This is a genomic window from Candidatus Tisiphia endosymbiont of Empis tessellata (assembly GCF_964031035.1).
Lineage (GTDB): Bacteria > Pseudomonadota > Alphaproteobacteria > Rickettsiales > Rickettsiaceae > Tisiphia.
Window position 1 is genome coordinate 704,173 of sequence record NZ_OZ034997.1, and the last position, 12,967, is coordinate 717,139.

Consider the following 12,967-nt stretch of genomic DNA (forward strand, 5'->3'; position numbering starts at 1 on the left):
ACTCAATATTCTCAGCACGCAATGCCCTTTTTATGCCATCATGATCAGTTTTTTTATCAAAAACACTAAAACAGCCCCATTATCATTTTCATAAATTTTGCTTGCGTATAACCGAGCATCTGCATTTATTTTAAGTTCTAGAAAACATGAGCCTAATCATTTTAACCCCATTAAGGTTAGGATTTTTTACTATACCTTTCTTTAAAGCAGTGGTAAATTGTTGCTGCTCGGATATCTCTAATGATCCTAACAGTTCAGGGTCACAATGCTAGCATAATTATTATGTTTCTTACTAAGACGTACTACAACATCTTTATTCTTTGTTGTATATGATACTTCGTCAGAAATGTTCCAACTTTGATAAGTTTCTTGGTGATTATCAGACTTTTTATCATGAAAAAAGCGAGCAATTTTTTTAATATTTTGATAACATTTTCCTCACCTTTCTTTAAATGCTCACGAATTAATACAAGATTATATAATTGTATCCAAAATTTTAATTTTTCTATTGCATCCTTATCCATTTCTTGAACAAACTTTGATACAAATTCCTCTAGAATCTTTATATATTTTATTTTTTCTCCATTAGTTATATTAGTTGCATCAAGGGAACATAAAATATGATTGACTATAAAATTTCCTATTTTACTCGTACCTAAAGAACTATTTAAAATTGCTTGTAATTTATCATCAAATTGTTGTTGTTTAATACTAGAGTCATGTACTGAACTACTAGCTAATAAGCTAACACTTGTAGACGCTTTTGTAGAGTGTTTATGTTTCATATAAGAACCAGTGTTAAGAATGAGCCGTTTTGCTGCCACTTAGAATTAAATTACGCAAATTCGGGATATATTGAAACTCAAGGTGAGTAACGTCTTACATTCTACACGCTAAAGACATATGGGGTTTTACGGCATCTTTTATAAAAACAGAAATATTTTATTATATATTAAACGACTTCCCACACCCACAACTACCTTTTTCGTTTGGGTTATTAAAAGTAAACCCAGATTTAAACTTGTCTTCTACATAATCCATTTCACTTGCTAGGATATACATCAGAGCTTTTGGGTCGATTAATATTCGTACACCTTTATCTTCTATCACCTCATCAAACTTATTCTTGTTATCCGCATATTCTACGTAATAAGATAGACCAGAACAACCACCAGATTTTACCCCAACCCTAATACCAAAAGATGGTTTATTACGTTTGTCTATCAATAGCTTTATTTGCCTAGCTGCTGCATCAGTCAATGACATAACATTTTTCATAATAGCTACTTATGGTTTTTTAGTTCTATAATCAGCTATTGCCGCTTTTATGGCATCTTCTGCCAATAAAGAACAATGGAGTTTTACTGGTGGCAAAGATAATTCCTTAGCTATTTCAGTATTTTTTATATTACCAGCCTCATCAAGAGATTTACCCTTAACCCATTCAGTTACTAAAGAGCTTGAAGCAATAGCAGAACCACAACCAAATGTTTTAAATTTTGCATCTGTAATAATTCCATCCTCACTAACTTCAATTTGTAGCTTCATTACATCACCACAGGCAGGAGCTCCCACGAGACCTGTACCAACATATGCGTCATTTTTGTCTAATGACCCTACGTTACGCGGATTTTCGTAATGATCCAGTACTTTTAGACTATATGCCATTTTATTGCCTCTTTATTAATGTTCTGCACTATCACTTATGGTACTTCCTAGTAGCTCAGCAGATAGTTGCCTGTCAAGAAGAGCTGTATGATCACCACAAGGGAATGTATGATCAGGAAATCTGTTAATTAAGTACATATGAAGATATGGATATTGAGTATCAAGGTCATCAAATGAACGCCCCTGACTATCTTTATCATTAATGTCCAAAGGATATTGCTCAGAATCGTCTAAAATATGTTGAGCATATTTTATTCCTGGTTTAACAACCTTCTTTTCCTCTGTATATTCATCTTTAATCTCAATCTTAACCTCACATAATTTAAATATAATATCTATTAACGATAATGTTTTATTATATATAGCTTCTAACAACTTATCTAAATTTTTATCAAATGAAGTCTCTCTCTCCTTATCAACACTCCATTTTTTGACCTCCATAACCATAATCGGATATACAGTATTACCAGCAAAACACAACTTCTTAAGTTTTTGTAAATTCTTAGATGTTATTATATCGCTCATTCCTTCATCATGAATATTATTACCTTCTATATCTAGAACTTTAAGATTTTTTAAATTCTTAGATTTTGCAATATATTCAGCCCCTGTATCAGTTATCTCTTGTGCAGCGAATGACAAATTAGTAAGATTAGGAAATCCTTCTGAGTTCACTATGGCTTTAACCCCTTCATCACCAATAAACTCATCTTCACAACCAGCATTATCAAATGATAATGTATGAAGATTTTTAAAGCAGTCGTCAGTATTTACTAAATCTCTCACTCCTTTTTCAGTAATAGAGTTAGCACCAATATAAAGCTCCTGTAACCCATTTAATCCATCATCGTTATCATAATATTTTTTTATATCCTCCATCGTTTGATCAGTAATAGCGTTGAAAGATAGATTAAGTACCTTAAGATTTGATAAGCCACTATAGGTTAATATAGCTGTACTCCTTTCATCACCTATCGAATTACTTGCTAAATTAAGCTCTATTAAATTCTCAAAATCAGCATTTGCTATATATTCTGCCCCTGCATCTTCAATCTCGTTACCACTTAAGTCAAGATTGGTAAGCTGCTGCACCAAATTAGATTTTACTATAACCTCCACATCATCATTTTCCATGCAATTATTATATAATCTAATAATAGTCACTTTACTTAAAAATTGCTTATTGAATGGTATAACACTCATATCACCATCCGCAAGTTGATTATTACTTAAATCCAACTCCGTAATATCATTTAATGCACCACTCTGAATCAACAGCTGTAAATCTTCACATGAAATATCAGTATCCGCTAATTTCAGTATTGTAACATTTTGGTTGTCCTATATAAGCTGTATTAAATCTTCTATCTTCCAATTTTTACACTCATATCTAGTTAGATCAACAATACCCTTTTCCTTCTCTAAATATCCTTCCAATTCTTTCATTATTCTTCCATATTTTTAGTTAATTATTATTAATACAATATATCCATTAATGCATTGCCCATTTGATCTGCTTTAAATCAACTCCCTCTTGCACCATCTCCCAAAGAGGGCTTAGCTCTCTTAACTTGTTAATTTTTGACTTTATTAACTCTACAGCATAATCTATTTCTTCTTTAGTGGTAAATCTACCAATACCAAACCTAATAGAGGTATGTGCCATTTCTTCATCAACACCCATAGCTTTTAGCACATATGATGGTTCAAGCGAAGATGAGGTACAAGCCGAACCAGATGAAACGGCTAAATCTTTAATAGCTAGTATCATAGACTCACCTTCGACATAAGCAAAACTTAAATTTAGATTTCCCTTATATCTCATATTCATATCACCGTTTAGATAGACATCAGCAATTTGTTTAGTAATATTATTATAAAATCTATCAAAAAGCCCTTCTACATGTTTAGCATCTTTTGCCATTTCAGATAAAGCCAATTCGCTAGCCGCCCCGAGTCCAACAATTAAAGGGGTTGGTAGAGTTCCAGAACGCATGCCTCTTTCCTGCCCACCACCATTTAAAATTGGCACCAATCGTACTCTAGGTTTTTTCCTTACATATAAAGCTCCAATACCTTTGGGACCATAAATTTTATGCCCGGAAATACTTGCCAGATCAATGTTACAATCATTAACATCTATAGGAATTTTACCATATCCTTGGGCGATATCTGAATGAAAAAATACCCCTAATTCCCGACAAATTTTACCAATTTCTTTAATTGGTTGGATGACACCTATTTCATTATTTACCGCCATCACTGATACCAACATAGTTTGGTCAGTTATGGCATCTCTTAATTGTTGTAAATCAATCAAACCACTTGACTGAATTGGCAAATATGTTACCTTAAAACCTTCATTTTCTAAATGCCGACAAGCATCTAAAACGCATTTATGTTCACTTATCACTGTCACTATGTGATTTTTTTTACTACCATAGAATTTAGCAATACCTTTTATTGCTAAATTATTAGACTCCGTAGCTCCAGAAGTAAAAATAATTTCTTTAGGATCGGCACCAATAAGCTTTGCTACTTGTCCTCTTGACTTTTCCACAGCCTCTTCGGCTTCCCAGCCAAAAGAATGACTCCTAGAGTGCGGATTACCAAACTTAGTGGTAAAATATGGCAACATACATTCCAAGACCCTTGGATCCATAGGAGTTGTCGATTGATAATCCATATAAATCGGTAGTGATTTACCACTTAATTTTACTTTTTGTCTTAATTCTTCTAATTCATCCATACTAGTTATTCTTTTAGTGTTCCTGCGATTTTTAAGATCATCCCTGTACCTAGAGGGTTATCCATCATTGCTAGGAAGTAGTAAAGCACGACGAAGCAATCCAAGAAAATTAGATATGGATGCTTCGTCGCTACTACAAGTAGCTCCTTGCAATGACGTTTAAGTTAGAAGCGTATATTTCTTCAAATGCTTTAATAAATGTCATAACATCTTGGGTAGTTTGTTGATAATCAAAGCTGACTCTAATCGAAGACCTAGTGTCATCCTCACTAAACCCCATACTCGATAAAACATGTGACTTACCAACTTTCCCTGATGAACAAGCAGAACCGGAACTAACTGCTATACCCCGTAAATCGAAAGCTATCAATTTGGTTTGTGCATCAGTGTTAGGTACGATTATCAATGTGGTATTTGGTAATCTTTCAACATCTTTCGACACTATTTTAACATTTTTATAGTTGCACAAATTTTGTTCCAAATATGTCTGTAATTTCTTCATTTTTTTGTATCTATCTTCTATCTCTGCAGTCGCTATTGATGACACAAGACCGAACGAAGCAATCGCTAGTACATTTTCTGTACCTGAGCGAATGTTTCTCTCTTGCCCTCCACCAATCATCATTGCTTTAAGCGTATGTTCTGCTTTAGCAATCAACGCACTACTTCCCTGCACTCCTCCTAATTTATGACTTGATATAGTAGCAAAATCAACTCCTAATTCTTTAATATTGACCGATATTTTGCCAACTGCTTGAACACAATCACTATGAAATACTGCCCCATATTTTTGGGCAATTTTAACTAGCTCTTGTACATTTTGTACAACACCACTTTCATTATTAGCTAGCATTATAGACACGAGCTTTTTATTGCTATGACTAACCGATAGTAGTTCTCCTAAATGCTGAGCATCAACAACACCATCACTATCTACCCTAATAATTTTAATATTATTTCTATATTTAACATGATCAAAGATCGATAAATGTTCTATGCTAGAAATAAAAATTTCTCCGTCATAATAACTATTCATCAACAAATTATTACTTTCTGTGCCAGAGGAAGTAAAAATAACCTGATATTCTCTAGAATTTATGTCAATGCCTACAGATCTTGCAACTTGCTCCCTAGCTATTTCTACTAAACTCCTAGCATAACGCCCTTTGGTATGAATAGAAGACGGATTATATGCTTCTTCGAGCAAATTCTTCATAAGTTCCTTAACCTTAGGATGAACGTTAGTAGTGGAATTATGGTCTAAATATAACATATATATAACATAATTTATTCGTCCACTAATACATAAGTTAAAATAATTTTCAAAAACTTTTAGAGCTAATCTAGTGTATCAGCTAGCATGTCAGCTACAGAGATGGTGTCAAAATAGTTCCTTATATGCTTACTTAAACCTAACCATAAATGATGAGCGTTACATTTTACTTTATTAGGTACGCAACTATTCTGAGATTTTCTTAAACATCTTGTCATTTCAATATTCTCATCTACCGCATCAATAATATCAGTAATCTTGATATTATTTAATTTTTCATTAATGATGTAACCACCTTTTGGACCTTTCGCTGATCTAACTATATTAGCTTTCTTAAGCTTTGCAAAAATTTGTTCCAAGTAGTTGACCGGTATATTTTGTTTCACCGAAATTTCAGCCAAGGTAACAGGTATATCCGACATTTGCGATGCGATTTCTAAGATAGCCATTACAGCATATCGCCCCTTTGTAGTTAATTGCATACAAACAACTCCACTATAATAACATTACTATATAATACCCTACTAATTTAGTCAAGTATTATTTTATCATGGCGGTTTAAAAATCGCAGTCAATAATTAATATAAAACTTAAGTTTAACTACTACTGATATCATCTGAGCTATAGTGGGGATTCAAAAAATAACCTGAAAGGCTAGATGATATAGAAAGTAAATTGAAGGTTATATCTCTTACTTTACAAGCTTGCAGCCTAATTTTAAAAATTACTACTATTTAACGTCGAATTATCGTATAAATATATCAAATTTAGTATATAACTAAGCGTTCAAGTTTTGTTAACTTAAGCAGCCTCGGTGTTATTCCAGTCTTAGCTGTCACCCCTGCGAAAGTAGAGGTCTAAAAAACCAGCTGGGAAGACTATAAACATTTTTAGATCCCGCTACCTACGCTGGGATAACATCACTCTTAGAACATCGAGGACTATTATACCTACTTAAACTTGCACACTTGGTTATATAGTACTATGATACTAAATGACTGCATTTTACATACCCCCTCACTTCAAAAGTTATCTTTAATGCGAGTTTTCTGCAATATATTGATTATTATTACTTTGTTATCGGTTTTTGGTTTTGCAATAGCTGATAAGCAAGGGATGAACAAACAATTTAGCTTTATGTCAGCGGATTATATTGAATATAACCAAAAAGAACAGTTTATTTATGCTAAAGGTGATGTTCAAGTTATATTGGATAATTACTTCCTAACAGCTAATTCTTTGATTTATGATATAGGGCAAGATAAACTTTGGGCTGAAGGTGATATTAGAATTAAAGATCAGCAAAATAGAGTTATTCTAGGAGATATTGTCATATTAAAAGACAAACTAAAGGCAGGGATAATCTCAGATTTTATTTTATATTTTGGTGATAATACACTATTAGTATCAAAACTAGCAGAAAGAGTAAATGAAGATATTTTTCGTCTGCATAATAGTACCTTTACTCCATGCAAAATACTATGTAACCAAAAACCTATTTGGCAAGTTTCTGCAAAAAATACTGAGATATATCTTAATAAGAATAAAATGGTTTATAATCACCTATTTTTTGAGGTATATGGTGTACCAATCTTGTATATACCATATTTTTCTCATCCAACACCTAAGGCTTCCGCAGAATCGGGAATATTGATACCTAGAGTGCGGGATAATGCTTTGGGAATACCGCTATATTATAGAGCTAAACCTAATCTAGACTTTACTCTAACCCCTAGGATTTTTTGGCAAAAGCATAATATTATATATAAAATTCTCGAACTAGAAGCTCGTTACAAACCGAATAAAACTGATTATATATCTTTAGACGCTAATTATGGTAAAGTGCCATATTCCATAAAGGATGGTGATGTAACGATAAAAAACCTTAAGGTGAACTCATATTATCTATTAAGCAATGGTAATTTTATCAAAAACGATTATAGATATGGATTTAGGTTACAACGTACTTCTGATAAAGCTTATTTAAAAAATTACTATAACAATTATACTCCGTATTTGATGTCTAAGTTATATTTAGAGCATGTCAATAATTATAATTACTTATTGACGGAAGGAATATATTTTGAGGGATTGGGAACAAATGATTCTAGTAGTACGAATCCATTAATTTTCCCCAAGGTTAGAACTAAGAATGTTATACCTCTAAATGACGAAGAAACTAGTAACTTAGTTGTAGAGAATAATGCATTAATTTATAAAGAAAGAAGCGGAAAGGAACTAGGTCGAGTTGCATTACAACTGGCAGTGGATAATAATTTTTTAACTGAGGCAGGTCATTTATTTAATGTTACCTTACGGAATAGATCAGATGTATATTTTATTAATCACCTATATCTAAATGATTCTAGGACTAATCATGTTCTAACTAGAAATATACCTGAAATCCAAAATATTTGGAGTTATCCATTAGCTGGAACAATTTTTGATAAAACTAGCCTGTTTGTAGAACCAATTATATCCGTGACTATTGGACGTAGACATAATTATAATAAGAAATTTTCCTTTATTGATCCATCAAAATATGAACTATCAGAAAATAATATATTCAATTCGAATCGTTATAGTGGTATAGATTATCATGAATTTGGCAATAGATTAAGTTATGGGGTTAATTCTTCTATACTATCGGAGGAGAATTATACAAGTTTATTTCTAGGACAAACCTATAACACTACTATTAATACTAACTTTAATACTAACTCTATTAATAGTATCGAAAATGTTGGTAGAATTGCTAGTAGTTTTTCTGATAAGATAGAGCTATTCTATAGATTTAGAAAAAGTAGAAATTTTGATCCAATTAGAGATGAATTAGGTGGAAGTCTTAACTCTAAGAAAATTCAGTTAACTGCTGGATTGGTTCAGATTTCAAATTTACAGAAATATTATTTTACAGATAAATTAACTGATGAGAAAATAAGGCAATTCTACTATAATCTCACTTATCAATTAACAGAAAATTGGTCAGTTGTCTATGATATGAGAGTAAATTGGCTAAAAAGCAAACTAAATGTTCTTTCTAAGAGTATCCAAGTGACATACTTAAATGATTGTGTTAGAATAGCCGGAAAACTTTCAGACAATTACATGGAAGATGGTAGTAGGGGAATAAAAAAGAATTCTGCTGTACCTACTATTTCTATAGGTTTAAAAATATTAAATATGTGAGTCTAAAATTATGAAGAAGTTATTTTGTTTAGTTGCTATCGTTTTTAACCTAGCTATAGCGAAAGCAGAATTATCCAATATAGTTGCATTAGTTAATAATGAGCCAATTACATTACATGAATTTTTAGCTAGAAAACACATGATCATGGCACTTAACAATATTAACAATCCTGATTCTCAAACAGATAAGCAACTTGACAAGATGGCAATTAACAGCGTGATTGATGATTTATTGCTTTATCAGTCTGTAAACGGTAAAAAAAGTTCTGATAGTGAGTTAAATGAGTCTATAGAGACTATTGAGCAACGTAATAAAATGGCAAAAGGACAATTAATGCAACTTTTGAAGAGTAAATCTGTAGATATTAATAGTTTTAAATCTCAGATTGGTGCTGAAATTATCAAAATGAATATTTTATCTAGTATTTCTAGATCAGTTGCTATTAGTGCAAAAGAAGTTGATGCTATAATATTAGCGACTAATTCAAAAGATGCAGAAGTATCGGCTCAAATCTTTACTTCAAAAGATAAACAGGATAAAACTTTGCAAAAGATGTATGGGTTACAAAAACGCCTTACAAATTGTCACGATATCAAAGAATCTTTATATAAAGATTTTTCTACGTTAGAGATAGTCAATCAAAATTTAAGTACTCTAGATTCTACGCTACAAACAATTCTCAAGGATTTAAATACAGGAGAGAAAAGTAGTGTTTTCGAGATGCAAGATGGGTTTAAGTTAATCTTAATGTGTAATAAAAAGATAGTTAATATTACTCTAGATGAAAATAATTATGTAGTAAATCTTCTGACCAATAAAAAAATGTCACAAAAAGCCCAAAAATACTTTGAGGATATGCGTAAGAAAGCATATATCAAAATAATGTTACCTTTGTGATATACTCGAATGATCTGAGTACACTACCTTCAATCGCCAAGCATGCCAGCCAACATGGCATTGTTCCTATTAAGAGATATGGTCAGAATTTCATTTTTGATAGTAGTCTGTGTGATAAAATAGTTCGCGTAAGTGGCCTCCGAGAAAATGACTCTGTATTAGAAGTTGGTCCTGGTACAGCCGGACTCACTAGAGCTATCCTTTCTTACAACCCTAAATCTTTAACTGTGGTTGAAACTGACGCTAGATGCATACAGTTACTGACGGAAATAAGAGAGTTATACCCTAATCTACATATTATTCATTCAGATGCTTCTAAATTTGATCTATCAACCTTAAGTCATGACAAAACACATGATAAAATAACTATTATTTCAAATTTACCTTACCGAATAGGTACAGAGTTAGTCATAAAATGGTTAAAAAAATCATACTTAATAAGTAGTATGACTTTAATGCTGCAAAGAGAGGTTGTAGAGCGAATATGTGGTAAAGTTGGGACAAAATCTTATGGCAGATTATCAATAATATGTCAGTTACTTTGTTCAGTTGAAAAATGCTTTGATGTTAATCCGCAAGCTTTCTACCCTGCACCAAAAGTCCACTCTGCAATAGTTAGACTTGTGCCTTTTAATAATCCATTAACACTTGAACTAATTGGGAAAGTTGAACTAATTACCAAACTAGCCTTTAGTGAACGTCGTAAAATGATTAAATCATCTTTGAAGAAACTAACCCCGCACATAGAAGATTTGTTATCTCAATTAAAGATTGATAATTCTTCTCGATCTGAAAATTTATCATCGCAAGATTATTTGTCCTTAGCAAAATTATATACTACTATGATTTCAAGAGTTGGGTAGACGATAGTATAACTTCAAGAAGAGCTAGGCAGTAGCAAAGTCGAGCTGCTAGGTGTACATGAGTAACGGAGCAGCGGATATCTTTGGTCGCGGGAATGCCAATTCTTGAAGTTCTACCTGAGTATACTCAAATGAATCACTACATTGCTATTAATATCACTACCAGTAAATATTTATTGTTAATTGTCAATTTTTTACTTTGGTATACTTGGTAATGTAATGATACAATTCTATTTACGGTAAAAGCAACCTACTTAACCATATAATCTCAGATATATTTTTATGAGAATAACCAAAATCTTCCTAATATATTGTTTCGTAGCTATAGTAAATCTACCTTATGCATTATGTGCAGATACAAATAAAACAATTTATATAACATCAGATGATGGTCCTCTTGGAGGAACCGAAAATGTTATTAATGTCATGACCCAAAAAAAGACTCCCATTACCATGTTCATGGTAGGATTACATTATGATAATTCGAGTCCTAGCCTAAAGAAAGCTGTTGATCTAGCTAAAAAAAACCCTTTTATTGAAATAGGAAATCACAGCTATACTCACGCTAATAACCACTATAGGAATTTTTATCATCAGCTTCCGGATGTAATTAAGGATCTTAAAAAAAATAATACTGTTTTTGGTTTCACTGGTTCACATGTCAATACTAGACTACCAGGTAGAGATGTATTCCGTCTTCCTAACCTAAGTAAAGATGATCCATATATTTCAAAAGAAGAAGATAAAGTAGAAAGAATAGATGATGATGGAATATATAAAAATGGCTTCTATCTATATGGCTGGGATTTAGAATGGGCTCATAATCAGCATGGCAAGCCAATTCAATCCTTAGATGAATTAGTGCAAGAGATAGAAGATAAATTTAACAGAAATGATACTACCTTACCTAATAAATTAATTTTACTTATGCATGATGAGATGTTTCAAGACCAATTTAATGGCAAAGAAAATTTAAGTCAGTTAGTTGATCTTTTGCATAAAAAAAATTATAAGTTTGATTTTATTAAAAATTATCATGTAGAGTGATTTTTATCTATAAATGCTTTAAAGAATCGGATTTGAAAATAAATGGTGAGCATGCGAATCCATGATATTTCCAAAAAACAATTCTTCAAAGCAGAAGAGTATATATACTGCTCGTAAATGAAGAGTTAATAGATGAAGAGCAAAATCATGAAGTGCTAGGAGTCAAAGGGTCGAGGAGCGGAGCGTACATTAGTACGTGAGCACCGAAGATCCCTGAAGACGACAACGCAACTCTTGATTTTCATCGAGTATACATAATGCTATATCGAACTTAGGTTAAGTAAGTCTATTCGCTTTACACTCCGTGACGTTCTATTATTTGGCTTTTTATCTCTGCAATAGCTTTAGCTGGATTTAAACCTTTCGGACAAGTCTTTGTACAGTTCATAATCGTATGACAACGATATAATTTAAATGGATCTTCTAAAGCATCTAAACGTTCTCCAGTATACTCATCCCTAGAATCAGCAATCCACCGATATGCTTGTAGTAAAATCGCAGGTCCTAAATATTTATCACCATTCCACCAATAACTTGGGCAAGAGGTGGAACAACATGCACATAATATGCATTCATATAAACCATCCAGTTTTTCTCTATCCTTAAGAGACTGCAATCTTTCAGTATTGGAAGGTGGCGGACTGTCAGTTTTTAGCCAAGGTTCTATCGATTCATATTGAGCATAGAAATGCGACATATCAGGTACTAAATCTTTTACTACCTTCATGTGCGGTAGAGGATATATCTTGACATCACCACGAATTTCTTCAATAGCCTTAATGCAAGCAAGTGTGTTAGTTCCATCTATATTCATCGCACAGCTACCACAAATTCCTTCACGACAAGAACGCCTAAAAGTCAATGTAGAATCTATTTCATTTTTTATTTTAATTAAGGCATCTAGAACCATTGGACCTGTTTTGCATAGATCTAACTCATAAATATCAATTCTAGGGTTTTCTTCAGAATTTGGGTCATATCTATAAATTCTGATATTACGTAACTTAACCGCTTCTCCAGAATGTTTATATGTAGTACCTTTACGGACTTTAGAATTAGGTGGTAATCTAAGTTCTGCCATGTTTATTCCTTATCTAAAATTCTAACTATATTTCAGAGCAATTTAAAAGTTGTAATCAATGGTGAAAAGATGTCATCCTCGCGTAGACGGCACAACTGTTGAAAGTTAAAAAATCGTCATTGCGAAGCACCGTTAGGCACTGTGGCAATCTTCATGATAGTCAAAGACCTCCTTGCCACGTCGCCGCGCTTGCAGCGAC

Annotated in this window: 12 protein-coding genes; 4 read left to right on the top strand and 8 right to left on the bottom strand. The window is 32.5% G+C overall.

All coding sequences use genetic code 11. The features are described from left to right. Window positions 1-302 precede the first annotated feature (302 nt). From AAHM86_RS03775 to AAHM86_RS03805, 7 genes are all read right to left on the bottom strand, one after another. Entirely contained in the window at window positions 303-785 is a 483-nt protein-coding gene (locus AAHM86_RS03775; RefSeq protein WP_342267320.1) for a hypothetical protein, read from the bottom strand. 160 nt (window positions 786-945) lie between these two features. Next, window positions 946-1,278 (bottom strand): iron-sulfur cluster assembly accessory protein, encoded by a 333-nt coding sequence (locus AAHM86_RS03780; protein ID WP_342267321.1) that lies wholly within the window; start codon window positions 1,276-1,278, stop codon window positions 946-948. A 9-nt stretch (window positions 1,279-1,287) separates the two neighbouring features. Next, window positions 1,288-1,668, bottom strand: a complete 381-nt coding sequence (gene iscU / locus AAHM86_RS03785; RefSeq protein WP_342267322.1) for a Fe-S cluster assembly scaffold IscU — start codon at window positions 1,666-1,668, stop codon at window positions 1,288-1,290. Window positions 1,669-1,683: 15 nt separating this feature from the next. After that, window positions 1,684-2,943, bottom strand: a complete 1,260-nt coding sequence (locus AAHM86_RS03790) for a hypothetical protein (protein WP_342267323.1) — start codon at window positions 2,941-2,943, stop codon at window positions 1,684-1,686. Window positions 2,944-3,160: 217 nt separating this feature from the next. Further along, a complete protein-coding gene (locus tag AAHM86_RS03795; protein WP_342267324.1) occupies window positions 3,161-4,417 on the bottom strand; it encodes an IscS subfamily cysteine desulfurase in 1,257 nt (418 codons plus the stop codon). Window positions 4,418-4,550: 133 nt separating this feature from the next. Next, window positions 4,551-5,690, bottom strand: a complete 1,140-nt coding sequence (locus tag AAHM86_RS03800) for a cysteine desulfurase family protein (protein ID WP_342267325.1) — start codon at window positions 5,688-5,690, stop codon at window positions 4,551-4,553. A 65-nt stretch (window positions 5,691-5,755) separates the two neighbouring features. After that, the gene (locus tag AAHM86_RS03805) at window positions 5,756-6,172 is read right to left on the bottom strand and encodes an Rrf2 family transcriptional regulator (RefSeq protein WP_341748359.1); all 417 of its coding nucleotides are present in this window, start codon (window positions 6,170-6,172) and stop codon (window positions 5,756-5,758) included. 556 nt (window positions 6,173-6,728) lie between these two features. Here AAHM86_RS03805 and AAHM86_RS03810 point away from each other — a divergent pair. From AAHM86_RS03810 to AAHM86_RS03825, 4 genes are all read left to right on the top strand, one after another. Next, a complete protein-coding gene (locus AAHM86_RS03810) occupies window positions 6,729-8,879 on the top strand; it encodes an LPS-assembly protein LptD (protein WP_342268374.1) in 2,151 nt (716 codons plus the stop codon). A 10-nt stretch (window positions 8,880-8,889) separates the two neighbouring features. Beyond that, on the top strand, window positions 8,890-9,777 hold the full coding sequence (locus tag AAHM86_RS03815; RefSeq protein WP_341748361.1) for a SurA N-terminal domain-containing protein: 888 nt from the start codon (window positions 8,890-8,892) through the stop codon (window positions 9,775-9,777). Window positions 9,778-9,791: 14 nt separating this feature from the next. Then, a complete protein-coding gene (gene rsmA / locus AAHM86_RS03820) occupies window positions 9,792-10,640 on the top strand; it encodes a 16S rRNA (adenine(1518)-N(6)/adenine(1519)-N(6))-dimethyltransferase RsmA (protein ID WP_342268375.1) in 849 nt (282 codons plus the stop codon). Window positions 10,641-10,922: 282 nt separating this feature from the next. Then, a complete protein-coding gene (locus AAHM86_RS03825; RefSeq protein ID WP_342267326.1) occupies window positions 10,923-11,687 on the top strand; it encodes a polysaccharide deacetylase family protein in 765 nt (254 codons plus the stop codon). Between the two features lie 295 nt (window positions 11,688-11,982). Here the strand turns inward: AAHM86_RS03825 and AAHM86_RS03830 are convergent, their stop codons facing one another. Next, window positions 11,983-12,768: a succinate dehydrogenase iron-sulfur subunit gene (locus tag AAHM86_RS03830; protein ID WP_341748364.1), complete on the bottom strand. Its 786-nt coding sequence runs from the start codon at window positions 12,766-12,768 to the stop codon at window positions 11,983-11,985. Window positions 12,769-12,967 lie beyond the last annotated feature (199 nt).